The 25,879-nt window shown below is 70.6% G+C and carries 12 protein-coding genes; 10 read left to right on the top strand and 2 right to left on the bottom strand.

The window, feature by feature from the left end:
• Positions 1-72: 72 nt before the first annotated feature.
• The 9 genes from WT24_RS19180 (at position 73) to WT24_RS19140 (ending at position 22,339) form a co-directional block, all read left to right on the top strand.
• The gene (locus tag WT24_RS19180) at positions 73-9,747 is read left to right on the top strand and encodes a non-ribosomal peptide synthetase (protein WP_060035643.1); all 9,675 of its coding nucleotides are present in this window, start codon (positions 73-75) and stop codon (positions 9,745-9,747) included.
• 9 nt (positions 9,748-9,756) lie between these two features.
• Positions 9,757-14,742 carry a non-ribosomal peptide synthetase gene (locus tag WT24_RS19175; RefSeq protein WP_060035544.1) on the top strand — a complete coding sequence of 1,662 codons (4,986 nt, stop codon included), beginning with the start codon at positions 9,757-9,759 and terminating at the stop codon, positions 14,740-14,742.
• Positions 14,732-15,763: a GNAT family N-acetyltransferase gene (locus WT24_RS19170; protein ID WP_060035542.1), complete on the top strand. Its 1,032-nt coding sequence runs from the start codon at positions 14,732-14,734 to the stop codon at positions 15,761-15,763. Before WT24_RS19175 ends, WT24_RS19170 begins: the two co-directional genes overlap by 11 nt.
• Positions 15,764-15,795: 32 nt before the next feature.
• Positions 15,796-17,172 carry a lysine N(6)-hydroxylase/L-ornithine N(5)-oxygenase family protein gene (locus WT24_RS19165; protein ID WP_060035540.1) on the top strand — a complete coding sequence of 459 codons (1,377 nt, stop codon included), beginning with the start codon at positions 15,796-15,798 and terminating at the stop codon, positions 17,170-17,172.
• Between the two features lie 22 nt (positions 17,173-17,194).
• The gene (locus WT24_RS19160; protein ID WP_060035538.1) at positions 17,195-19,462 is read left to right on the top strand and encodes a TonB-dependent siderophore receptor; all 2,268 of its coding nucleotides are present in this window, start codon (positions 17,195-17,197) and stop codon (positions 19,460-19,462) included.
• Positions 19,463-19,550: 88 nt separating this feature from the next.
• Positions 19,551-20,390: a N(5)-hydroxyornithine transformylase PvdF gene (locus WT24_RS19155; RefSeq protein ID WP_060035537.1), complete on the top strand. Its 840-nt coding sequence runs from the start codon at positions 19,551-19,553 to the stop codon at positions 20,388-20,390.
• On the top strand, positions 20,390-21,406 hold the full coding sequence (locus WT24_RS19150; protein WP_059498939.1) for a GNAT family N-acetyltransferase: 1,017 nt from the start codon (positions 20,390-20,392) through the stop codon (positions 21,404-21,406). Before WT24_RS19155 ends, WT24_RS19150 begins: the two co-directional genes overlap by 1 nt.
• A gap of 250 nt (positions 21,407-21,656) precedes the next feature.
• Entirely contained in the window at positions 21,657-21,920 is a 264-nt protein-coding gene (gene vapB, locus WT24_RS19145) for a type II toxin-antitoxin system VapB family antitoxin (RefSeq protein WP_059499090.1), read from the top strand.
• Positions 21,917-22,339: a PIN domain-containing protein gene (locus tag WT24_RS19140; protein WP_059789866.1), complete on the top strand. Its 423-nt coding sequence runs from the start codon at positions 21,917-21,919 to the stop codon at positions 22,337-22,339. The genes vapB and WT24_RS19140 overlap by 4 nt, the downstream gene beginning before the upstream one ends.
• A 42-nt stretch (positions 22,340-22,381) precedes the next feature.
• On the opposite strand, the gene WT24_RS19135 is transcribed toward WT24_RS19140, so the two are convergent.
• On the bottom strand, positions 22,382-23,287 hold the full coding sequence (locus tag WT24_RS19135) for a nucleotidyl transferase AbiEii/AbiGii toxin family protein (RefSeq protein WP_059498938.1): 906 nt from the start codon (positions 23,285-23,287) through the stop codon (positions 22,382-22,384).
• Positions 23,256-24,332: a type IV toxin-antitoxin system AbiEi family antitoxin gene (locus WT24_RS19130; protein ID WP_059498937.1), complete on the bottom strand. Its 1,077-nt coding sequence runs from the start codon at positions 24,330-24,332 to the stop codon at positions 23,256-23,258. The genes WT24_RS19135 and WT24_RS19130 overlap by 32 nt, the downstream gene beginning before the upstream one ends.
• 343 nt (positions 24,333-24,675) lie before the next feature.
• Here WT24_RS19130 and WT24_RS19125 point away from each other — a divergent pair, with 343 nt between their 5' ends.
• Positions 24,676-25,839, top strand: a complete 1,164-nt coding sequence (locus tag WT24_RS19125) for a M20 aminoacylase family protein (protein ID WP_060035535.1) — start codon at positions 24,676-24,678, stop codon at positions 25,837-25,839.
• Positions 25,840-25,879 lie beyond the last annotated feature (40 nt).

Below are 25,879 nucleotides of genomic sequence, written 5' to 3'. Positions count from 1 at the left end.
TCACACCAGTGAAGCCGCCCCAAGCGGCCCCGAGACTTGGCCGAAGCGGCCGGACCGAAGGACTTCACGCACATGACGAGTTTCCCGACTGCGCTGCATCACCGAATCCGCGCACTGGCGCGCATCGCGCCCGACGCACCCGCGATCGCGGTGCCTTTCCAGAACGACCTGCGCCTGTCGCGCGGTGCGCTCGACGCACGTGCATCGCAACTCGCCCGGCGCCTGCGCGCGGCCGGCGTCGGCGCCGAAGTGCGGGTCGGCGTATGTGTCGAGCGTTCGTGCGAACTGTTCGTCGCGCTGCTGGCCGTGCTCAAGGCGGGCGGCGTGTTCGTGCCGCTCGATCCGCGCCATCCGGCCGCACGCCTCGACTGGATCGTGCAGGACGCGCAACTGCGGCACGGCATCGTCGACGCCGCCGGCCGTGCGGCGCTCGGCACGCCGTTCGAACACGCGTTCGACGCGACGGCCGACGCATCGGGTGTCGCGCAGGACGATGCGTTCGATGACGACACGATGACCGTGCACCCGCGTTCGGCCGCGTACATGATCTATACGTCGGGCTCGACCGGCACGCCGAAGGCGGTGGTCGTCGAGCACGGGCCGCTCGCCGCGCATTGCGACGCGCTCGCGGCCGCGTTGCCGATCGAGGCGGGCGACCGCCTGCTGCATTTCGCGTCGGTCAATTTCGACGCCGCGCACGAATGCTGGCTCGCGCCGCTCGCGGTCGGTGCCGGCATCGTCGTCGCGCCGCCGCAGCCGTTCGCGCCGGACGCCGCGCATGCGCTGATGGTGCGCGAAGCGGTCAGCGTCGCCGCATTTCCGCCCGCGTACCTGCGCGAATTCGCGGCCGTCGCCGCGCGCGACGGCGTGCCGCCGGCACTGCGCGTACTCGCGTTCGGCGGCGAAGCGCTGCCGCAGCAGGCGTTCGAATTCGTGCGCCGCACGTTCCCGGCAGTCCGCCTGATCAACGGTTACGGGCCGACCGAGGCCGTGATCTCGCCGATGCTGTGGCCGGTCGAACCGGGCGAAACGCCGGTGCTGGCCGCGGACGACGCGTATGCGTCGTTGCCGATCGGCCGCGCGATCGGCCCGCGCGTGGCACGCATCGGCGGCGCCGCAGCCGATGGCGTGGGCGAGCTGCTGCTCGGCGGCGTCTGCGTCGCACGCGGCTATCACGGTCGCGCGGCGCTCACGGCCGAACGTTTCATTCCCGATGCGCACGGCGAACCCGGCGCGCGCGTCTATCGCACGGGCGACCTCGCACGCCTGCGCGACGACGGCGCGTTCGACTTTCTCGGCCGCCTCGACGATCAGGTTCAGGTGCGCGGCGTGCGCGTGGAGCCGGCGGAAATCGCCGCATGCCTGCGCTCGCACCCGGCCGTGGCCGACGCGGCCGTGGTGGCCGAAACCGCCAACGGGCCGACGCGGCTGATTGCGTGCGTCGCGCTGCGCGCGGCGGCCGACGATGCCGCATTGAAGGCGCACGTGGCCGCGCAATTGCCGGCCGCCTGGCAGCCGCACCGGTTCGTGCGTTGCGATACGCTGCCGTACACGCTGAACGGCAAGCTCGACCGTGCCGCGCTGCGCGAGCGGATCGCCGCCGCGCGCGACACGGCGCAAGGCGCAGGCGATGCGCCGCGCACGCCGACCGAACGGCAGATCGCGGGCCTCTGGCAGACGCTGCTGGGCCTCGACGTCACGCCGTCGCGCGACGATCGCTTCTTCGCGCTGGGCGCCGATTCGCTCGCCGCGATGCAGTTGCAGGCCGCGATCCGCGCCACCGTGCGCGTGAATCTGCGGCTCGATACGCTGTTCGCCGATCCGGCGCTCGCCGAACTGGCCGCAACAGTCGACCGGGCGGAACGCGAGACCGGCGAACCGGTGGCCACGATTGCCGCGCGCCGTGCGGCGGCCGATGCGGCGGCGCCGGGTGCGCAGGGTGCGCCGCACATCGACCGTGCGGCATCGCTCGCGCAGCAACGTTTCTGGGTGCTCGCGCAAACACGCGGCGCCAGCGCCGCGTATCACATCGCCGCACACTGGACGATCGACGGCGCGCTCGACCGCGACGCGCTGCAGCGGGCGCTCGATCACGTGATCGGCCGTCACGAAGCCTGGCGCACGACGCTCGTCGACAACGACGACGGCGTCGTGATGCAGCGGATTCATGCGCATCTGCCGGTGCCGATCGCCGCGGTCGACCTGCGCGACCAGCCGCCGGCCGCCCGCGACGCGCAAGCCGCCCGTCTCGCCGAGCGCGACGCGGCCGAGCCGTTCGACCTCGCGCGCGGCCCGCTGCTGCGCGCGACGCTGATCGCGCTCGCCGACGATCGTCATCGCCTGCTGCTGACCGCGCATCACGCGATCACCGATGGCTGGAGCTCGCGCTGCGCGTTCGACGAACTGTCGGCTGCGTATCGCGCGTATGCCGAAGGCCGCGAACCGTCGCTGCCCGAATTGCCGATCCAGTACGCCGACTACGCGGACTGGCAGCGCGACGTGCTGGCCGGCGGCGAGGGCGAGCGCCAGCTCGACTACTGGCGCGGCGCGTTGCGCGACGTGCCGGGCCCGCTCGCGCTGCCGGTCGATCGCCAGCCGGGCGCGGTACGCACGCTGCACGGCGCGCGCGTGTCGGCGCGCCTGCCCGATGCGGTCGCGGCCGACGTGCGGCAACTCGCACGCGACGCACGGGCAACCGTCTTCACGGTACTGCTGGCGGCGCTCGACGCATGGCTGTCGCGCCTGACCGGCGAAACGGACGTCGTCGTCGCGGTGCCGGTCGCGCATCGCCAGCGTCCCGAAACGCGTGCGCTGCTGGGCCTTTTCCTGAATACGGTCGCGCTGCGCGTACGCGTGGCGCCGACACTGCCGTTCCGCGCGCTCGTCGACGCGGCGCGTACCGCGGCGCTCGATGCGGTCGCGCACCAGGACGTGCCGTTCGAGCGCGTCGTCGACGCGGTGAAGCCGCCCGTCAAGCGCGGCGACGAATGGCTGCGGGTGAAGTTCGCGCAGCAGTTCGACGCACGGCACGACAGCGTGCTGCCGGGCGCCACGGCGGTCGCGACGCCGGGCCCCGATCTCGCCGCGCGCTTCGACTTCGCGCTCGATTTCACCGAAGACGCGAACGGGATCGAACTGGTCGCGGCGTATGCGACCGACTGCATCGACACCGATACCGCGCGCGCATGGCTCGACAGCTATGCGGCGCTCGTCGGCGCGGCCGCGCGCGATCCGCAGCACACGACGGCCACGCTACCGTGCGATGCTTCGGCCGCGTCGCGCCAGCCGCGCGACGGCCGTGCGCTGCAAGTCGAACATGCCGACATCGTCGCCGCATTCGCCCGGCAGGCGGCCGCGTATCCGCATCGCGTCGCGCTTTCCGACGCATCGACTTCGCTGACGTTCGCCGAGCTCGACGACGCATCGAACCGCATCGCGCGGGCGCTGGCGCAACGCGGCGTGGCCGCCGAAGCGGCCGTCGTCGTCTGCATCGAGCGCTCGGCGCGTTTCGTCGTCGGTCTGCTCGGCGCGCTGAAAGCCGGCGCGCTGGCCGTGCTGCTCGACCCCGCGCAGCCGGCCGCGCGACTCGCCGCGGCGGCGGCCGACTGCGGTGCGCGCTGGGCGCTCGTCGCGGAGCCGGCCGCGTGGCCGGCGGGCATCGACGCGCAGCCGCTCGACGTCGACGCGCTCGTCCAGGACGCGACGCTCGCCCATGCGGCCGGCGTGCGCACCGCGCCGCACCCGGAACAGGGCGCGTACCTGATCTATACGTCGGGCTCGACCGGCGCGCCGAAGGGCGTCGTCGTCTCGCACGGCGCGCTGGCCGACTACGTGCAGGGGATGCTCGACGAACTCGCGTTCGCACCCGACGCGTCGTTCGCGATGGTCTCGACCGTCGCGGCCGATCTCGGCCACACGACGCTGTTCGGCGCGTTGTGCGCAGGCCGCACGCTGCACCTGCTGCCGGCCGCGTGTGCGTTCGACCCGGATCTGTTCGCCGACGAAATGCGCCGACGCGACGTCGGCGTGCTGAAGATCGTGCCGAGCCACCTGCAGGCGCTGCTCGATGCGCGCGCGCCGGCCGACGTGCTGCCGCGCCACGCGCTCGTCACGGGCGGCGAAACGCTCACGTGGGCGCTGGTCGCGCGGCTGGCCGCGCTCGCACCGGCCTGCCGCGTGATCAACCATTACGGGCCGACCGAAGCGACGGTCGGCGCGATCGCGTGCGACACGGCGTCGATTGCCGCCGACGCGCGCGATCCCGCGAGCGGCGTGCCGCTCGGCGTGCCGCTGCCGAATGCGCGCGCGCTGGTGCTCGACGCGTTCGGCGCCTGCGTGCCGGCCGGCGCGACGGGCGAGCTGTATCTGGGCGGGCCGGGTGTCGCACGCGGCTATCTCGGACGCCCCGCGCAAACCGCCGAACGGTTCGTGCCCGATCCGTTCACACCCGGCGCGCGGCTGTATCGCACGGGCGACCGCGTGCGGTTGCGCGCGGACGGCCGGCTCGTTTTCCTCGGCCGTATCGACGACCAGGTGAAGATTCGCGGCTACCGCGTCGAGCCGGGCGAGGTGAGTGCGGCCGTGCGCGCGGCCGGCCCGATCGCGCAGGCCGAAACGCTCGCGATCGAGCACGATGGCCGCCTGCGGCTCGCGACGTTCGTCGTGATGCGCGACGGTGCGACATTCGACGAGGCCGCGATGCGCGCCGCGCTCGCCGCGAAGCTGCCCGACTACATGGTGCCCGCGCAATTCGTCGCGCTGGCGCGCCTGCCCGTGACGGCGAACGGCAAGATCGATCGCGCGGCATTGCGCGAGCTGGCGGCCGTGCCGGTCCCGGTCGCGTCCGGCGATGCGCCGCAGGGCGCGGTCGAAACGGTGCTCGCCGACGTCTGGCAAGCCGTGCTGAAGGCGCCGAAAGTCGGCCGCGACGATAATTTCTTCGAACTCGGCGGCGATTCGATCCTCGTGCTGCAGGTGATCGCCCGTGCGCGCAAGCGCGGCGTGCGCTTCACGCCGAAGCAGCTGTTCGACGGGCCGACCGTCGCCGAACTCGCACGCATCGCAAAAACGGACGACACGGCCATCGCCGCCCGGCCTGCACGCGCAGACGCGATTGCCGTCGCGCTGCCGGCTGCCACGTCGATCCTGACGCCCGCGCAGCAACGCTTCTTCGCGCTCGATATCCCGCACCGCGGCCACTGGAACCAGTCGGTGTCGTTCGATGTGCGCGGCGCGTTCGACGCGGACGCATTCGCACGCGCATTCGACGCGCTGCTCACGCATCACGACGCATTCCGTCAGCGCTTCGCGCGCGGCGCAGACGGCACGTGGCACGCGAGCGATGCGGCGAAGCCGTACGACGCGCTGCCGTTCGTCGAAGTCGCCGCCCGTGACGAAGCCGACGCGCTGGCACGTTTCGACGCGCTGCAACGCCGTCTCGACCTCGGCAGCGGGCCGCTCGCCTGCGCGTGCGCGGCGCGGCTGCCGGACGGTTCGACGCGGCTCTATCTCGCGATTCACCATGCGATCGTCGACGGCGTGTCGTGGCGGATCCTGCTCGACGACCTGGACACCGCTTATCGCGCCGCATGCGAGCGCACGCCGATCCGCCTGTCGCAACCGGGCCTGCGCGCGGACGCATGGGCCGCGCGGCTCGCCCGCGCCGCAACGGAGCCGGCGTCGCCGTTCGCAGCCGAAGCCGCCTACTGGGCCGGCATGGCGCAGGGCGACGACATCGTGCCCGATCACCCCGACGCAGCGGCGACGAACGCCGACGCGGCAGTCGTCGTGCAGACGATCGACGCGGCATTGACCCGCGCCGCACTGACCGACGCGCACGCGGCCTATCGCACGCAGACGATCGAGCTGCTCGGCGCGGCGCTCGCGCTGGCGCTGGCCGGCGCGCGGGGCGCCGCATCGTGCCGGGTCGAGCTGGAAGGACACGGCCGCGAGGCGTTGTTCGACGACGCGGATGCCAGCCGCACGATCGGCTGGCTGACGAGTCATTACCCGGTGACGCTGCCGGTCGAAGCGACGGCCCGCGACACGCTGTGCGCGGTCAAGGACACGCTGCGCGCGGTGCCGCACAAGGGGCTCGGCTTCGGCGTGCTCGCGCACCATGGCGATACGGCGACGCGCGCGACGCTGGCCGCCGTGCCGCGCCCGCGCGTCACGTTCAACTATCTCGGCCAGTTCGACGCGCCGCGCGATGCAATGCTCGTCCCGCGTTTCGGCGGCACCGGCGTCGAGCGCGACCCGCAGGGCCCGCTCGGCAATACGCTCGCGATCCACGCGTACCTCGACGCGGACGGCGACGGCGCGCGCACGCTGAAGGTTCACTGGGTCTACGGTGCGCCGCAATTCGAACGCGCGACGATCGACGCGTTCGCCGAACGCTTCGCGGCCGCGCTGCGCGAACTCGTCGACGCCTGCGCGTCGCGCGTCGCGCATCGCGGCGCCGGCGCGACGCCGGGCGATTTCCCGCTCGCGCAGGCGGCCGGTCTCACGCAGGCCGCGATCGAGCGCGCACCGCTCGACTGGCGCGCGATCGACGACGTGTATCCGCTGTCGCCGATGCAGCAGGGCATCCTGTTCCATGCGCTGTTCGCGCCCGGCCACGCGAGCTACGTGAACCAGCTCGTCGCGACCGCAACGGCGCTCGACGCCGACCGGCTCGCGGCTGCGTTCGACGCATCCGTCGCGCGTCACGACATCCTGCGCACGAGCGTGATGCCGGACGAAGCCGCGCCGCTGCAGTGCGTGCATCGCCACGCGCGCATGCCGGTCGAGCAGCTCGACTGGCGCACGCGCGGCGACACGCTCGACGCCGATTTCGACGCGTGGCTCGCGGCCGACCGCGCACGCGGCTTCGACTGGCGCGAGCCGCCGCTGATGCGGCTCACGCTGATCCGCGTGACGGACGACGCATGGCGCGTCGTATGGACGCGTCACCACGTGCTGCTCGACGGCTGGAGCACCGCGCGGCTGCTCGCCGACGTGCTGCGCGACTACCGCGACCCGGACGCCGTGTCGCCGTTCGCGAGCCGTCCGGCGCTGCGCTATCGCGACTTCATCGCGTGGCTCGGCACGCGCGATCGCGACGCCGACGAGCGCTTCTGGACCGAGCGCCTGGCGCGGCTCGACGCGCCCACGCTGATCGCGGAACGCACGGCCGACCGCGCGGATGCCGAGATGGTCACGTGGCGCGCGACGTTCGATGCCGACACGACGACGCGCGTCGCGCAGACCGCCCGCGCGTTGAAACTGACCGTCAACACGCTGGTGCAGGGTGCATGGGCGCTCGCGCTGCAGCGGATGACGCACCAGCCGGCCGTCGCGTTCGGCGCGACCGTCGCGGGCCGTCCCGACGCGCTCGCGGACGTCGACTCGGTGCTCGGTCTTTTCATCAACACGCTGCCGGTGATCACCGCGCCGGCGCCGCAGCAACGGGCGGCCGACTGGCTGCAAACGCTGCAACGCGAGAACGCGGCCGCCGCCGAACACGCGCACACCCCGCTCGCCGACATCCAGCGCTGGGCGCGCGGGGCGGGCGGCGCACTGTTCGATACGCTGGTCGTATTCGAGAACTATCCGGTGGACGACACCGCGCGCGATGCCGATCCGCGCGGGCTGGCGTTGAGCGGCGTACGCAGCATCGAAGCGACCGATTTCGCGCTGACGCTCGTGATCGAAACCGGCGTCGAACTGACGATCGACTACGGCTACGACACCGCGCGCATCGACGCGCGTCAGGTCGAGACCTGGCACCGCGCCTTCGCCTGCGCGCTCGATGCGCTGGCCCGTACGCCTGACGCGCGGCTCGGCACGCTGTCGATCGCCGACGATGCGGCCCGCGATGCGCTGACGCGTGTGCAGGACACCGCGTGTACCTGGCCGGTGGAACGACGGCAGCCGCTGCACCTGCAATTCGGCGACGCGGCACGGGCGACGCCCGACGCGACCGCGCTCGAATACGCGGACGCTCGCGGCCATGTGCAGCGCGCGACCTATCGCGAACTCGACGCCGCGACGTCGCGCATCGCCGCTGCGCTGCGCCGGCGCGGCGTGCAGCCCGATACGCCGGTCGCGCTGTGCGTCGAGCGCTCGTTCGACATGGTGATGGCGCTCGTCGGCGTGCTGAAGGCCGGCGCCGCGTATCTGCCGGTCGATCCCGACTATCCGGCCGAACGCATTGCTTACCTGCTGCGCGACGCGCGGCCGGCCGTCGCGATCACGCAGGCGCATCTGCGCGAACAGGTCGAGGCCGCGCTGGGCGAGGGCGCCGAGACGCAACTGCTGACGGTCGCGGAACTGCTGGCCGACGAAGCGGGCGATACCGACGATCACGCCGCCGCGATCGACGACGCGCAGCTCGCGTACCTGATCTACACGTCCGGCTCGACCGGCAAGCCGAAGGGCGCCGGCAACACGCACGGCGCGCTCGCGAACCGGATCGCGTGGATGCAGCATGCGTACCGGCTGACGCGCGACGACGTCGTGCTGCACAAGACGCCGTTCGGCTTCGACGTGTCGGTGTGGGAATTCGTGTGGCCGCTCGCGATCGGCGCGAAGCTCGCGATCGCCGCGCCGGGAGATCACCGCGATCCGGCGCGTCTGGCCGCCGCGATCCACGCGCACGGCGTGACGGTGCTGCATTTCGTGCCGTCGATGCTCGCCGCGTTCGCTGCGCATCTCGACGATTTCTCGGCCGCCGCGCAATGCGACAGCGTGCGCCTGATCGTCGCGAGCGGGGAGGCGCTGGCGCCCGAACTCGTCGCGAAGATGGCGCGCCTCTTGCCGAACGCGACGCTCGTGAACCTGTACGGGCCGACCGAAGCCGCGATCGATGTGTCGCACTGGACCTGCGGCCCCGACGACGCGCGTGCGGCCGCGGTGCCGATCGGCCATCCGATCGCGAACCTGCAACTGCACGTGCTCGATGCCGCGTGGCAGCCGGTGCCGGCCGGCGCGACCGGCGAACTGTATCTCGCGGGCGCGGGCCTCGCACGCGGCTATCTCGGCCGTCCGGCGCTGACCGCCGAGCGCTTCGTGCCCGATCCGTTCGTGCCGGGGGGCCGCATGTACCGCACCGGCGACCTCGCGCGCCGGCGCGCGGACGGCGCGCTCGACTACCTCGGCCGGGTCGACACGCAGGTGAAGCTGCGCGGCCAGCGAATCGAGCCGGGCGAGATCGAGGCGCTGCTGCGCGCGGCGCCGGGCGTCAACGATGCGGTCGTGATCGTGCGCGACGAGCAACTGATCGGCTACGTCGCCCGCGGCGGCGCTGGCCCGCTCGACCGCGCGGCGTTGCTCGACGCGCTGCGTGCGCAACTGCCGGCGTACATGGTGCCGTCGCAACTGATCGAGCTCGATGCATTGCCCGTTACGCCGAACGGCAAGTGCGACCGCCATGCGTTGCCCGCGCCGGTGCGTGAAGCGACCGAAGCCATCGAACTCGCGACCGATACCGAGCGTGCGCTCGCGGAAATCTGGCAGCGCGTGCTGCACGTGGACGCGATCGGCCGCGACGGCGATTTCTTCCTGCTCGGCGGCCACTCGCTGCTCGCGACGCAGGCCCACGCGCAGGCCAACCTGCACTGGGGGCTCGCGCTGCCGCTGCGCACGCTGTTCGACACGCGCACGCTGGCGCGCTGCGCGGAAGCGATCGACGCGGCCTGCGCGGCACGCGGCGCAACCGATGCGGCAAGCGCGATCGACGCGCTGCTCGGCGAACTGGAAACCCAATAAGGACGACGGATGACGAAGGTTCAACCCGACTGGCTCGCGCTCGCGACGCGTTTCGCGCAACTGCCCGACGCGCAGCGCGCGGTCTTCATCGACAAGCTCGGCGCGGCCGGCATCGACTTCCGCGTGCTCCCCATCCCGCCGCGCACGCCGCGCAGCGACCGCGTGCCGGCGTCGTTCGCGCAGACGCGGCTGTGGCTGCACGCGCGGCTGATCGATGCGCCGGACGCGTACCACATCACCGAGCGCCTGGCGCTGACGGGCCCGCTCGACGTGCATGCGCTGCGTCTCGCATGCGATGCGCTGATTGCGCGCCACGAGGCGCTGCGCACGACCTTCGACGAAGCGCAGGACGGCGTCGCGCAAACGATCCACGCGCCGTTGCGCTGCCCGTGGCGCGAAACCGATCTCGATGCGTTGCCGGATGCGCAGCGCGTGGCGCGCGCGCAAGCGCTCGCGACGGCCGACGAAGCCGAACCGTTCGATCTCGGGGCGGCGCCGCTCGTGCGCGCGCATCTGATTCGCTTCGACGCGACGCATCATTGGCTCGCGCTCACCGTGCATCACATCGTGTCGGACGGCTGGTCGTCGGGCGTGATGCTGGACGAACTCGCGGCGTTCTATCGCGCGTATGCGTCGGGCGAGCCGGTGCCGCTCGCGCCGCTGCCGATCCAGTACGCCGACTACGCGCTGTGGCAGCGCCGCTGGCTCGACGCCGGCGAGCGCGACCGTCAGCTCGCGTTCTGGCGCGAGCGGCTCGATCCGCAGCGCGGCGTGCTGACGCTGCCCGGCGCGACCGCGCGGCCGGCGCGGCGCAGTGCGCGCGGCGCGCGTCATGTGTTTTCGCTCGATGCGCGCATCGGTGCGCGGTTGCGCGCGTTCGCGGCCGCGGCCGGCGCGACGCCGTTCGCGGTGCTGCTCGCCGCGCTCGACGCGCTGCTGGCGCGCGCGACCGGCGACGCACGGATCTGCGTCGGCGTGCCGGCCGCGAACCGCGAGCGCGCGGAAGTCGCGGGCCTGATCGGTTTCTTCGTCAACACGCTGGCGATCGACGTCGACGTGCCCGCGCACGGCGATTTCTCGTCGCTGGTCGCGCGTACGCAGCGCGCGCTCGTCGACGCGCAGATGCATCAGGACGTGCCGTTCGAGCAGGTGGTCGACGCGCTCGGCGTGCCGCGCAGTGCAAGCCATCATCCGCTGTTCCAGGTGATGGCCGCGTACGGCGAACGCCGCGCGCTGCCGGCACTCGGCTCGGCATCGGCCGCGTTGCTGCCGTCGGGCACGCCGTCCGCGAAATTCGACCTGACGCTGTCCGTCGAAGCGACGCCGGACGGCACCTTCGACGCTGCTTTCATCTACGCGCTCGACCTGTTCGACGCGGATGCGATCGCACGGCTGGCCGCGCGCTTCGTCACGCTGCTGACCGATGCGCTCGCGCGCCCCGACATGCCGATCGGCGATCTCGACTGGCTGCCTGCCGACGAACGCGCGCAGCTCTTCGCGTGGAACGCGCCGGCCGGCGCGACCGCTGCCGAGCCGTTCGTTCCGGTGCATGTGCGCATCGCCGCGCATGCGCACGCGCGGCCCGACGCACGCGGCGTCGCCGATGTCGATCGCGCATTGACGCGCGGCGAAGTCGATAACCGCGCGGCGCGCCTGGCGCGTCATCTGGTGGCGGCCGGCGTGCGGCCCGAGATGCGCGTGGGCGTCGCGCTGCAGCGCTCGGTCGACCTGCTCGTCGCGCTGATCGCGGTGCTGAAGTCGGGCGCCGCGTTCGTGCCGCTCGACCCGGCTCACCCGCGCGAACGGCTCGCGCAGATCGTCGGCGACGCGAACATCGCGCACGTGCTGACCGACGCCGCGAGCGCCGCGTCGCTGCCCGAACTGCCTGCGCTGCGCGTGTGGCGCGCCGATGCGATCGATGCGCTCGACGAAGCCGCGCACGTCGCGTTGCCGGACGTGCTGCCCGGCCACGCGGCCTATGCGATCTATACGTCGGGCTCGACCGGCAAGCCGAAAGGCGTGATCGTCGACCACGCGTCGTTCGCGCTGCATTGCGCGGCGATCGCCGAGCGTTACGGCGCGGGCGAGAACGACGTGTTCCTGTTGTTCCAGTCGGTCAATTTCGACGGTGCGCACGAAGGCTGGTTTTCGCAATACATGTCGGGCGCCGCCGTGTCGGTGACGGCCGACGTGCTGTGGCCGCCCGCGCAGACCTGCGCGATGATGATCCGCGACGGCGTGACGATGACCTACGTGCCACCCGGCTGCGCGGCACAGCTCGCCGAATGGGCGCTTGCGCACGGCGCGCCGCCGACGCTGCGTTCGCTGACCGTCGGCGGCGAGGCGACGTCGCGCGAGGCGTTCGCGATGTTGCGCCGTGCGCTGCCGAACGTGCGCGTGGTCAACGGCTACGGCCCGACCGAAACGGTCATCACGCCGACGCTGTGGATGTTTCGCCCCGGCGACGATCTCGCGAAGCTCGGCGACGCCGCGTATCTGCCGATCGGCACGCTGGTCGGCGCGCGCACCGCGCACGTGCTCGACGCGCGGCTGCATCCGCTGCCGGTCGGCGTGATCGGCGAACTGTATCTGGGCGGCGAGGGGATCGGCGTCGCACGCGGCTACCTCGACCGCCCGGCGCTGACGGCCGAGCGTTTCGTGCCGGATCCGTACGGCGCGCCGGGCGCGCGACTGTACCGCACCGGCGACCTCGTGCGGCGCCGCGCGGACGGCGTATTCGATTTCATCGGCCGCGTCGATCACCAGGTGAAGCTGCGCGGCCTGCGCATCGAGCTCGGCGAAATCGAAGCGCAGCTCGCCGCACATGACGCGGTGCGCGAAGCATGCGCGGTCGTGCACGGGCAGGGCGCGCTCGCGCAACTCGTCGCGTACGTCGAACTGACCGCCGACGCGCAGGCAGCCGCGCAGCCGGTCGAAGCCGCGACGCTCGACGCGCATCTGCGCCGCACGCTGCCCGATTACATGGTGCCCGCGCAATTGATCGTGCTCGACGCGCTGCCGCGCAACGCGAACAGCAAGGTCGACCGCGCGCGGCTGCCGGCGCCGGTGCGTATCGAACGTGAGTACGAGGCGCCGCACGACGGCGACGAAGCCGTGCTCGCGGCGATCTGGTGCGACGTGCTGAACCTGGAGCGCGTCGGCCGCGGCGATCACTTCTTCGATCTCGGCGGTCATTCGCTCGCGGCCGTGCGCGTCGCGACGCGCGTGGCCGAACGGCTCGGCCGCGACGTGCCGGTGCGTGCGCTGTTCGAGGCACCCGTGCTTGCGCAATACGCGCTGCAGGTGGCCGATGCGCCGCGCGCCGCGCATGCGGGCGCCGCGGCGCCGGGCGTCGCGGTGGTCAAGCCGGACGCGCACGGCGTATGGCCGCTGTCGCCCGCGCAACTCGGCCTGTGGTTCCTGTGGCGCGCGCAACCGGACAGCGCCGCGTACAACATTCCGGTCGCGCTGCGCGTGCGCGGCCCGCTGGATGTCGAGGCGCTGCGCGGGGCGTTCTCGGATGCGGCGGCCGTGCATCCGGCGCTGCGTGCGCGGCTCGTCGCTCGCGACGGCGCGCTGCCGGGCCAGCGGATCGACGCGGACATTGCCGTCGATCTGCCGGTGACCGACCTGTCGGCCCACGCCGATGCGCTCTCCCGCGCGGCCGCGCTGACCGACGCGGATGCGCTCGCACCGTTCGACCTCGCGGCCGACGCGCCGCTGTGGCGCGCTCGCGTGTTGCGGCTCGGCGCGGACGATCACGTGCTGTCGCTGACGATTCACCACATCGTGTCGGATGGCGAATCGATCGAGCTGTGGCTCGACGCGGTGCGCGCCCGCTATGTCGCCCGCGTGCGGCGCGGCGCCGTGCAGCCTGACGAAGCCGTGCAGCCGGCCCTGCCGCTCGTGCTGCCGGCGCCTTGCCATCCGGCGCGTGTCGCGTACTGGCGCGATGCGCTCGCCGATCTGCCGTCGCGCGTGCTGCCGCAGCGTGCCGACGCGCCGGCCGTGCCGCAATGGCGCGCGGCCCGCATCGCGTTCGAATTCGATGGGCAACTGATTCGCGCCGCGCGCGACGCCGCGTCGGCGTCGCACGCCACGCTGCCGATGCTGCTGCACGCGGCGCTCAACACCGCGCTGTTCCGCGCGACGGGCGTGGCCGACCAGCCGGTCGGCGTGCTCGCGTCGACGCGCGCGCTCACGGGCGACGCGGCCCGCGCGGCGCTCGGCCTGTTCATCAACGCGGTCGTCGTGCGCACGCGCATCGACCCGGCCGCGCGTCGCGCGGACGTGCTCGCACAGGTGCGCGACACGGCGCTCGCCGCGTATGCGCATGCCGACGTGCCGTTCGCCGATGTGGTGGCCGCGTTGCGTGCGCCGCGTGCCGCGCAGGCCAATCCGCTGTTCCAGGTGATGTTCAACTACCTGCGCCCGACGGGTGCGGCCGCGCGCGACTGGGCCGGCCTGTCGCTGGCCGAATTCGACGACGTGCGCCATCGTGTCGTGTTTACGCTGGAGCTGGACGTCGTCGAGCATCCGGACGGCCGCGTGAGCGCCGCGTTCTCGTATGCGGACGAACTGCTCGCGCGCGATTTCGTCGACACGCTCGTCGATCTGTATCACGACGAAGTCGCGCGTTTCGCCGGTGCGTCGGAAGCCGTGCTCGGCGCGCCCGATGAGCGCGCGGATACGCGCGTCGCGTTCGGCGCACGCGCCGACGGCGCGACACGGATCCACGCCATGCCGTCGCATGCCGCTGCCGTGCTCGCCGCGCTGTGGTCGGACACGTTCGCGACGGCCGCCCCCGAGCCCGATGCGGACCTGTTCGAAGCCGGCGCGACGTCGTTCGACGTCGTGCGCTTCGTCGATGCCGCAAGCCGTGCCGGCCATGCGCTGACGGTCGCCGACGTGTTCGCGGCGCCGACGCTCGCAGCGCTCGGCGCGCGGCTCGATGCGCAAGCGCAAACGGGACAGGAGGCGCGCCATGCTGGCTGAGGTGCGTCCGGACGGATTCACGATGCTCGATACCTACCGCCTCGCGTTCGCGGACGGCCTGTTCGCCGTGCGCGACGGCGTGGAGATTCGCGTCGCGCAGGGCGACGGGATCGGCGCGCAGTTGCTGCGCGCGCAGCTTGGCGACGACGGCGCGCTGCGCCTCGTCGCCTACAACCATCGCGCGGCGCCGGCCGATCAGCGGCGGGCGCTGCTGGCCGCGCTGGCCGCGGCGTTCTCGGACAGCGCGCGCCACGCGGCGATCCGGCTCGACCCGGCCGCCTGGCCGGCGGTCGCGCTCGACGCGCTGCGCGCGAGCGGCGTCCTCGCCGACGGCGGCCGCTGCGTGCGCGACGGCTGGGCGCAACAGGCCGACCTGTGGCGCGTCGGCGCGCCTCCGCCGTGCGCGATGCTGCCGACGATCACCGACGGCCGGCGTCATCCGCTCCGGCCGCCCGCGCCGCGCGGCGACGTCTACGCGCGCGACCTGCCGGCGCTCGGCGTGCGCTTCACGCTGCGCGGCTGGCAGCCGGCGGAGGATGCCGAGCGGCTCGCGCGCTGGTTCGACGAACCGCGTGTGCGCGACGGCTGGCCGGGCGCACGGCCCGCGCCATGCGGCGCGGCAGGCCCGCAGGAAACCGATCCGCACGTCACGCCGCTCGTCGGCTGCTTCGACGGCGAGCCGTTCGCGTATTTCGAAGCGTTCTGGCTGAAGGAGGACGCGCTCGCGCCGCACGTCGCGGCGCGCGACTACGACCGCGGGCTGCGGATGCTGGTCGGCGAGCCGCGCTGGCGCGGCCCGCACCGCGTAGCCGGCTGGCTGCCGTCCGTCGTGCATTACCTGTTTCTCGACGACCTGCGTACCGATGCGGTCGGCTGTGCCGTTCCGGCCGGCCACACGCGGGTTGCCGACCATCTCGCGCGGCACGGCTTCGCGCGGCAGCGCCGTCTCGCGCTGGCCGACGCGCAGCCGCTGTGGATGCGCACGCTGCGCGAGACGTTCTTCTCCGGCCGTCACGTCTGACGGGCCGGATTCACCGACAAGGGAGCTGAGACATGCAGAGAGAAACCGTATTCGACCTGATCGGCGTGGGCTTCGGGCCGTCGAATCTGGCGCTGGCCGTGCGCCTCGCGGAGCGCGGCGGCGTGCACGCGCTCGCCCATTGCTTCGTCGAGCGCCAGCCGGAATTCGGCTGGCATCGCGGGATGCTGCTCGACGACTGCCGGATGCAGATCTCGTTTCTGAAGGATCTCGTCACGATGCGCGATCCGAAAAGCCGCTACACGTTCATCAACTACCTGTTCGAACGCGGCCGGCTGAACGAATTCGTGAACCTGAAGAATTTCTATCCGACCCGCGTCGAATTCCACGACTACCTGAGCTGGGTGGCCGACGCGTTCGACGATCGCGTCCATTACAGCGAGACCGTGCTCGGGATCGAACCCGTGCGCGGCGAGGGGGCAAGGATCGACGCACTGCGCGTGCTGTCGCGCGACGCGGCCGGCCACGAGCGCCAGCGCGTCACGCGTGCGCTGTCGGTCGGCGTCGGCGGCACGCCGGCGATTCCGGATGCGTTCGCCGCGCTCGGCCGCGACCGCGTGATCCATTCGTCATCCTACCTGACCGACATCGACCGGCTCGTCGCGTCGCCCGACGGCGAGCGACGTCGCGTCGCGGTGATCGGGGCGGGGCAGAGCGCGGCCGAGGTGTTCATCGACCTCGCGCGCCGCTTCCCGCACGTCGACGCGAGCCTCGTGATGCGCGCAGGCGCGCTGAAGCCGGCCGACGACAGCCCGTTCGTCAACGAAATCTTCAGCCCCGAATTCACCGACGTCGTCTATGCGCAGCCGCACGATGCGCGCCGCGCGCTGCTCGAGCGTTATCGCGACACGAACTACGCGGTGGTCGACCGGCCGCTGATCGAGCAGATCTACGAAATGCTGTACCTGCAGCGCATCGACGGCACGCCGCGTCATGCGCTGCTCGCGAACAGCGCGATCGAGGCCGCGGTGCGCACCGCCGACGGCCGCATCGAGTTGACGTTGCGCGACCGGTTGAGCGGCATCACGCGCGTCGAGCGCTTCGACGCGCTCGTGCTCGCGACCGGCTACCGCCGCGACACGCATTCGGCGCTGCTCGAAGGCCTCGCGCCGCATCTGGGCGATGCGCTCGCGCGCGGCGACGTGACGCGCGACTACCTGCTCGCGACGCCCGAGCACTTCGCGCCGCGCATCTATCTGCAAGGCTGCTGCGAAGACAGCCACGGCCTGTCCGACACGCTGCTGTCGGTACTGGCGCGCCGCGCGGACGAAATCTGCGCGTCGCTCGAAGACGGGATCGCGTCCGCGCATGACGAAGGCGCGGCCCGGGCAACGCATGAAAAACGACCGAACAACGGGGTGAGCGCGGGCCGGATGGCTTTCGCTCTTTGACAAAGGCGCGGTCGGAGACCGCATGAAAAAAGTGGAGCAGAAGAAGATGGAGTGGGCAACAGGCACGCGTTTGCGTGCGATCGCAGCCGCGGCAAGCGTGGCGTTCGGTACGGCGGCGGCAGGGCACGCTTATGCCCAGACGGCGCCGGCCGTGAACGCAGGCGCCGCGGCGTCGGCGAGCAGTGCGCAGAACGGCGCGACGGCGAATCCGTCGACGGGCGCGCAAAACGGCACGCTGCCGGCGATCACCGTCAACGCGGCCTCGGCGGGAGACGGCACGGTCGGGCTCGTCGCGAAGCGCAGCACGACCGGCACCAAGACCGACACGCCGCTCAACGAGATCCCGCAGACGATCAACGTCGTCACCGCGCAGCAGATCGAGATGACCGGCGCCACCGACGTGAACGCGGCGCTGCGCTACGTGCCGGGCTTCTCGTCGTACGGATCGGACAACCGCTCCGACTGGTACGCGGCGCTGCGCGGCTTCACGCCGACCGCCTACGTGAACGGGCTGCAGGTGCCGAACACGATCAACCTCGCGAGCTGGCGCGTCGATCCGTACATGATCGACAGCATCAGCGTGCTGCGCGGGCCGACCTCGGTGCTGTACGGTGCGGGCGATCCGGGCGCGATCATCGACGTGCACACCAAGCTCGCCGACGGCGAGCGCGTGCGCGAAGCGGGCGTGCAGATCGGCAACTACGCACGCAAGCAGTTCATGATCGACGTCGGCGACAAGCTCGATCCGGACGGCAAGTATGCGTACCGGTTCGTCGGCGTCGCGCGCGACGGCAATGCACTGACGGGACCGAACAACGATCAGCGCGTCGCACTCGCGCCGTCGTTCCGCTGGCGCCCGGACGCGGATACGTCGCTGACGCTGTCCGCGACCTACCTGCAGGACTGGGGCGACATCTCGTCGAACTTCCTGCCGGCGCAGGGCACGGTGCTGCCGAACCCGAACGGCCAGATCGACAAGGACATCTACGAAGGCGACGGCAACTTCAACTACTACCGCAAGAAGCAGTGGTCGGTCGGTTACCAGTTCGAGCGCAACCTGACGCCGGCCTGGACGTTCCGTCAGAACACGCGCCTGATGCACCTGTCGCTCGACAACGGTTCGGTGTGGGGCAACGGCTTCTCGGACGACACGCTGACCACCGTCAATCGCTGGGCCGGCGTGTTCCAGATGAACTACAGCCGCTTCGACATCGACAACAACCTCGAGGGCCGCTTCGCGACGGGGCCGCTGCAGCACACGCTGCTGCTCGGCTTCCAGTACAACCGTCAGACCACGACCGACAGCGAATGGCTGGCCGCCGCGCCGACACTGAACCTGTACAACCCGGTCTATACGCCGGTCACGACGGCCGTGTTCTCGGATCCGAACACCACGTACCGCACGAATACGTACACGACGATGAACACGTTCGGCCTGTACGCGCAGGACCAGATCAAGTGGAACCGCTGGACGCTGACGCTCGGCGGCCGCGAGGACTGGGTCAACATGCGGATGGACGACCGCGCGGCCGGCACGTCGACGAAGGCGGACGTCACGGCGTTCACCGGCCGCGTCGGCCTCACGTACCAGGGCGATTACGGGCTGTCGCCGTACATCAGCTACGCGACGTCGTTCAATCCGCTGATCGGCGTGAACCTGCTCGGCGGCGGGCTGCCGCAGCCGACGCGCGGCAAGCAGATCGAGGCCGGCCTGCGCTGGCAGCCGCCCGGCAAGAACCTGATGTTGAACGCGGCGATCTACCAGATCAACCAGACCAACGTGCTGACGCCGGCGCTGCCGAGCCAGGACGACACCGGCACGAAGTCCGTGCAGACGGGCGAAGTGCGTTCGCGCGGGATCGAGCTGAGCGCGACCGGCAAGGTCACGCGAAACCTGTCGGTGATCGCGTCGTACGTCTATCAGGACGTGAAGAACGTGCAGGCCAACGATGTCTCGCTGAACAACTGGCCGGTCGACATTCCGCGTCCGCGCCAGATGGCGTCGCTGTGGACCGACTGGACGTGGCACACCGGCCCGCTCGCAGGCTTCGGCCTCGGCGGCGGCATTCGCTACCAGAGCGCGTCGGCCGGTGCGGCCGACAACTCGCTGACGGTGTCGAGCGTCACGCTGTTCGATGCGGGCCTGCATTACGACACGCGTAACTGGCGCTTCGCCGTGAACGGGACGAACCTGTTCAATCGCCATTACATCAGCGGTTGCCAATCGGCGAACGTCTGCATTTTCGGGACCGACCGCACGGTGATCGCGACCGCGAAATACAACTGGTGACGTCGCGCGCCGCCGCTCGCCGGCCGGCCTGCGTGGCCGGCGCGGGCCGGCCGCGGCGCCTTCGTCCGCTTTTTTCCACGACGCCTCCATGCCGAAGAAAAATCTCGTCTACATCCAGTCGCTGCGCAACGGCGCGGCCGATCGTGCCGGCCAGCCGGTCGCTTATCGCGGCGGCACGCGCTACATGAAGGCGCCGCTCGAATTCCTCGTCGAGCGCCTGAACGATTCGCCGCTCGGCGAACGCTACACGCTCCGGGGCGTGATCGTCGACGACGACGACGGGTCGCCATCCGACCGCGCGAAAGTGGCCGATTATGGGTTCGCACGCACGCCGGGCCGCCCGTGGATCTTGCCGGAGGGCTTGACGGTGCAAGGCCGGCCCGTCGACGAACTGTTCTGCACGATCGCGTCGACGTATCGGCGGCTGCCGCGCGACGCGCGCGAGCGCGTGACCGGCAAACAGGCATTCGAGCGCCGCCTGCTCGAGCGCCTGCTCGAACTCGACGCCGACATCGTCGTGCTCGACGGGCTGCTCGTGATCCTCGACGAACTCGTGCGGCCGGGCGCGCGTTTTCACCGGCGCATCGCGAACATCCACCCGGGCATCACGGCCGACGATTCGCCGTACCAGCGGCGCGGCGCGTGGGCGACGCTCGACGCGCTGCACGGCGCACGCGGCGAACGGGTCGACTGGGCCACCGGCGCGACGTCGTCCGTCGACCCCGTGACGATGACGGGCGCGTCGTTCCACTACGTCGACAACGGTATCGATTCCGGCGAGGTGATCTGCGACGTGCTCGACACGCCGATCGCGCCGGACGACACGATTCTCGAACTGCGCTGGAACAACTTCCAGCGCAGCCTGTTTCCGGCGCTCGAACGCGGGCTGCACGTGCTCGCCGATCGCCACGACGCGGGAGCATTGTGATGCAGGACACGCTGACGAAACCGGCCGGCACGGCCGACGCCGTCGAAGGTGAAGTGGCCGCGGCGCTCGACGGCGCCGCGCACGGGCAGGCGGCGGCCGTCGTCGAGCAGGCGCTCGACGCATGGCGGCCCGACGACGCGCCGGACGCGCTGCTCGCGACCTTCGTCGCACTGTTCAACACCGACACGCGGCACGATGCGGCGACGATCTCGGTGCCGCTCGGCGGCGCCGATGCGGCGGCCGTGGCATCGTACGTCGCGCGTGCGGTGCGCGAAGGCGTGATCGACGGCGCGCAGGTCGCGGGCGACACGCTGCGGCTCACCGTGTCGCGCACGACGTTCTGGCAGAATCCGCGGCCGTGGCTGAAGGCGCCCGCGTCGGGCGGGATGCCGCTGCGCTATGCGATCACGAACGGCCATCGGCATCCGGTGCGGCCGCCGTCGCCGGCCGGCGAGATTTATGCCCGCGCGATGCCGCAGGTCGGCATGACGTTCAGCCTGCGCACCGTCGACATCGATGCGCACGCGGACCTGTTCAGCACCTGGATGAACCTCGACCGTGTCGCGCATTTCTGGGACCAGCGCGGCACGCGCGACGAGCATGCGGCGTATCTCGCCGAACGGCTCGCCGACCCGCACATGCACCCGATGATCGGCTATTTCGACGACACGCCGTTCGGCTATTTCGAGTTCTACTGGGCGAAGGAGGACCGCCTCGCGCCGTTCTACGATGCGCACGACTACGATCGCGGGCTGCACCTGCTGATCGGCGACTCGCGTTTTCAGAGCGCCGGCAAGCTGCATGCGTGGTGGAGCGGGGTGCTGCACTACATGTTCGTCGACGAGCCGCGCACGCAGCGGCTCGTCGGCGAGCCGCGCGTCGACCACGTGCGGCATATCGCGTACATGCATCGGCTCGGGTTCTACACGCTGAAGGAGTTCGATTTCCCGCACAAGCGCGCGGCGCTCACCGTGATCGAGCGCGATACGTTCTTTGACACTTTCCGGTTGCCATGAGGGGCGGCGCGCGCAGCGTCGGTGCGACGGTGTGCGCGGCCTTGCGATGCGTATGCATTGGCCGTCCGGTATATGGACCGCGCGGCCTGCGTCATGAAGAATGGATTGCTCCTATCATCGACGACAGGCCGGCAGCATGAATCAGACATCCTCGACCACGTGGGGCGCAACGGTGGATTCGCCTCCCGCCAAATTGACATATGCCAGCATATGTCTACAGTGGGCGCATCGTACTCCCATGGAGTGGCTCATGCGCACCGTTTCCATTTTCAAGAACGCCCGTAACCAGGCAATCCGCATCCCGAAGGACATGGAGTTCGAGGGTGTCACGGAGCTCGAGATCCGCCGCGAGGGCGATACGCTGCTGTTACGGCCGGTCCGTCCCACGTGGCTGTCGTTCGCGAACGAACCGCTGGCCGATGCCGATTTCCTTGCCGAGCGCCCGGCCGTCATCGAATCCGGCCGCTTCGACTTGTCCGGCGACGCCGATGCGCCGACGGAGTCCAAGCGGTGACCACGCTCTACATGCTCGATACGAACATCTGTTCGTTCATCATGCGCGAGCGGCCGCCCGCGGTGCTGTCGCGGTTGCAGTCGTGCGTCAACGCGCAGCACCGGATCGTCGTATCGGCCGTTACTTATGCCGAAATGCGGTTTGGTGCAGTCGGCAGAAAGGCATCGCCGAAGCATGCCGAGCTCGTGACGAGCTTTGTCGCGCGGCTGGACGGCGTGCTGTCGTGGGATACCGCGGCGATCGATGCAACGACTGCGATCCGCGCCGACCTTGCCGCACGCGACACGCCGATCGGCGCGAACGACGCCTCGATCGCCGGCCACGCGATCGCAGCCGGTGCGGTGCTCGTCACGAACAATGGTCGCGAATTCAGTCGTGTCGCGGGGTTGCCGCTCGAAGACTGGGCAGCCTCGGCATGACGCGGCGAATGCACGACGGTATTGCCGTCGCGCGGCAGCATGTCATGCCCGACGAACGGGCGGATCCGAGAGGAAGCCATCGCGGAACGCATCGAGATACCGGTCGGCATCGTCATTGAATTCACCTGGCAAGAGCGCGAACGCGCGGGCCTGCAGATCCTGCCCGAGCGTCGCGTAAGTCGCTTCGTCGGACAACAGCGCGCGGATCGCATCGCGCGTATGCGGCGACGCGGCGCGCTTCGCGTCACGCGCGAGCAGCGCCGCTGCCGCCAGTTCCGGCTGAAAGCCATGTCGTTCGAGCAGGTCGGGCGCGACGTCCCAGATGCGCTCGCGATTGCCCGCATCGTGAAAATGCGTGAGCAGGAACAGCAGGTCGTACGCGTCGCTGTTCTGGCGTGCCCGTCGGTCCTTCCACGCGAGCAGCTTCAGCAGCGCGAGCGCCGGCAGGCTCGCCACCGGCACCGTGATGCCGGCGCCGATCGACACGGTCAGCGCGGTATCGACCGCCTCCTGAAAACCCAGCACGTTCAGCACGAAGTCGCCGCCGGGCGGCCATGCAATTTCGCCGGGCGGCGCTTCGAGCGGCCCGAACGGCACGAGGTCGAGTTCCGTGCGAAAGCCTTGCGTACCGCTGTCGAACAGCAGTTTCTGCCGATGCTTCGGCGCGCGGGCGAATTGCCCGGTCGCGACGAGCGTATCGACGAGCCGTGCATGAAACGGCCAGCTGACCGCGCACACCGCGACGTCGACGTCCCGCGTCGCGCGCACCGGCCGGATGCCGTGGACATGCCACATCAGGATGTCGCGTGCGGTCGCGCCGGCCACGACGAATGCCGCGTCGAGTTGCGCGCAGGCCGCGCCGACCGACTGTAGCAGCGCCACCGCCGCCGGCTCGAGCGGGCGGCTCGCATCGACTTCAAGCGGGCGGGTGGGCGAGGTATCGGTCATGGATGTGTTCGGCGGCGGCAAGATTGCGGCTGTCTCCGGACGAGACGAGATCCGCATAGATCAGGAGCGGCGGCACGAGCGGCACATCTTGCTCGCGCCAGTCGAGTGCCGGCGAGCGCGGCCAGAACGCTTCGAGGATTTCGACGTCGCCGTGCGCGTCCGGACGCAGGCGGCCCTGCAGCAGCAGGCGGTTCGGCACGGCGCCGTGCGTATAGACGGTGATCGCGGCCGGCTTCAGATCGTGCGTCAGCAGATCGGCCGCCGGCTCGCCGCCGAGTTGCGCATCGAAGGCCGCGAAATCGAAGCCGCGCCACCAGTCGGGCGCGAGGCCGGCAAACCGGCGACTCGGCAGCTTCGCACGCAAGCGGCTCGGGTACAGCGCGGCCCATTCCTGTACGAAGCGCGGCCAGTCGGGAATCAGGCGCTCGCCGTTGCGGCGTTGCCCGACGAGACCGCGCGCGATCAGATCGTCCATCGCGAGATTGACCGTGCCGAGCGCGACGCCCGACGCGGCGGCAATCTCCCGATACGGCTGCGCGACCAGGCCCGGCTGCGTCGCCAGCGCGAACATCATGGCCAGCCCCTTCGGCGTCGTCGCGCGTGACGCCTGCCGGCGCGGCGTGCGTGCAGGTTTGGGCCGGCCCGCGATCATGACGGTCGCTTCCGGCTGGATCAGACATGCGTTGCCGGCGGTGTCGAGAAACGGAATACCCTGGTCGATCAGGCCGGCGGCCAGTTCGCCGGAAAGGTAGGGTGCGACCAGCATCAGCGGCCGCTCGCCGGGCGCGTGTGCGGTCCCGCCTCTGCGGCGACGCAGTTCCGCGAGCGCGCCCGCCAGCGATTCGATACGAAGGCTCACGGCGGCCGGCATCTCCACCACCTGTCCCGCCACGTCGAAGCGAATCATCGCGTCGGCACGCGCGCGGTATGCCGCCGGCACGCGCACGGGCCGCGCGTTGAAGCGCGGGGTTATGCGGCCGAACGCGGCGCACGCTTCGTCGAGCACCTGCTGTTCCGACATCGGGAGAGTGGCGTTCTTGGGCATCAACGAGGATCGCTTGTTCACTTTTTTATCAGCGTACACAAAAAATGTACAAACGTCAAAGAGTGAACATAATCTCGTAAGTCTTTGAGATAAAGGCAGTATTTCAGGCGCATAAATGACCACGACCACCCCTCTTGCACGAGAATTCGCGACAGGACGCCCAGTGTCGCACGGCCGGATCGGCCGCGTCAGTCGTCCGGATGGCCGGCCACCATGTGCCCTGAGCCATATTTCCATATAGCAACCACCGGTTGCTACCGCGACGACTTTCCGTCTGTCCGGTTGCTGCCGAATCGACTATCGTTGCCTGCATGTTCCTCATCGCACATCAGGAGACGACACCGTGACGCACAGCGTGATTCCCGCAGGCCTCGCCGACGAAATGATCGAGATTCGGCATCGCATCCACGCCCATCCCGAACTGGGTTTCGAGGAATTCGCGACGAGCGATCTCGTCGCCGAACAATTGCAGTCGTGGGGCTACACCGTGCATCGCGGGCTCGGCGGCACCGGCGTCGTCGCCCAGTTGAAAGTGGGCGACGGCAAGCAGCGCCTCGGCCTGCGCGCCGACATGGACGCGCTGCCGATCCACGAAGCGACGGGCCTGCCGTACCAGAGCACGATCGCGGGCAAGATGCACGCATGCGGCCACGACGGCCACACGGCGATGCTGCTGGCGGCCGCGAAACACCTCGCGCGCGAACGCCGCTTCTCGGGCACGCTGAACCTGATTTTCCAGCCGGCCGAGGAAGGGCTCGGCGGCGCGAAGAAGATGCTCGACGAAGGGCTGTTCGAGCAATTTCCGTGTGACGCGATCTTCGCGATGCACAACATGCCGGGCTTTCCGACCGGCAAATTCGGTTTCCTGCCGGGGGCGTTCATGGCGTCGTCGGATACCGTCGTCATCGACGTGCAGGGCCGCGGCGGTCACGGCGCGGTGCCGCACCGGGCGATCGATCCGGTCGTCGTGTGCGCGCAGATCGTGCTGGCGCTGCAGACGATCGTGTCGCGCAACGTGTCGCCGCTCGACATGGCGATCGTCACGGTCGGCGCGATCCATGCGGGCGAGGCGCCGAACGTGATTCCCGATCGTGCGCAGATGCGCCTGTCGGTGCGTGCGCTGAAGCCCGAGGTGCGCGACCTGCTCGAAACGCGCATCAACGAGGTCGTGCATGCGCAGGCGGCCGTGTTCGGTGCGACCGCGACGATCGACTACCAGCGCCGCTACCCGGTGCTCGTGAACGATGCTCAGATGACGGCGTTCGCGCGCGGCGTCGCTCGCGAATGGGTCGGGGAAGCCAACCTGATCGACGGGATGGTGCCGCTCACCGGCAGCGAGGATTTCGCGTTCCTGCTCGAGAAACGGCCGGGCTGCTACCTGATCATCGGCAACGGCGACGGGGAGGGCGGCTGCATGGTGCATAACCCCGGCTACGACTTCAACGACGCGGCGCTGCCGACCGGCGCGTCGTACTGGGTCAAGCTGACCGAGGCGTTTCTGGTGTGACGGACGAGGCGAGGCACGCGGCGCCGGGCCGAGCATCGGC

Origin of the sequence: Burkholderia sp. MSMB1078WGS, assembly GCF_001528895.1 — a bacterium.
Lineage (GTDB): Bacteria > Pseudomonadota > Gammaproteobacteria > Burkholderiales > Burkholderiaceae > Burkholderia.
This window is presented reverse-complemented; position numbering and strand designations above follow the sequence as displayed.

Coding starts and splice junctions, on each gene's coding strand:
- WT24_RS19155 (WP_060035537.1), top strand. CDS start 19,551: ATGCCGAAGAAAAATCTCGTCTACATCCAGTCGCTGCGCAACGGCGCG.
- WT24_RS19175 (WP_060035544.1), top strand. CDS start 9,757: ATGACGAAGGTTCAACCCGACTGGCTCGCGCTCGCGACGCGTTTCGCG.
- WT24_RS19130 (WP_059498937.1), bottom strand. CDS start 24,332: ATGCCCAAGAACGCCACTCTCCCGATGTCGGAACAGCAGGTGCTCGAC.
- WT24_RS19160 (WP_060035538.1), top strand. CDS start 17,195: ATGAAAAAAGTGGAGCAGAAGAAGATGGAGTGGGCAACAGGCACGCGT.
- WT24_RS19150 (WP_059498939.1), top strand. CDS start 20,390: ATGCAGGACACGCTGACGAAACCGGCCGGCACGGCCGACGCCGTCGAA.
- WT24_RS19135 (WP_059498938.1), bottom strand. CDS start 23,287: ATGACCGATACCTCGCCCACCCGCCCGCTTGAAGTCGATGCGAGCCGC.
- WT24_RS19170 (WP_060035542.1), top strand. CDS start 14,732: ATGCTGGCTGAGGTGCGTCCGGACGGATTCACGATGCTCGATACCTAC.
- WT24_RS19165 (WP_060035540.1), top strand. CDS start 15,796: ATGCAGAGAGAAACCGTATTCGACCTGATCGGCGTGGGCTTCGGGCCG.
- WT24_RS19180 (WP_060035643.1), top strand. CDS start 73: ATGACGAGTTTCCCGACTGCGCTGCATCACCGAATCCGCGCACTGGCG.
- vapB (WP_059499090.1), top strand. CDS start 21,657: ATGCGCACCGTTTCCATTTTCAAGAACGCCCGTAACCAGGCAATCCGC.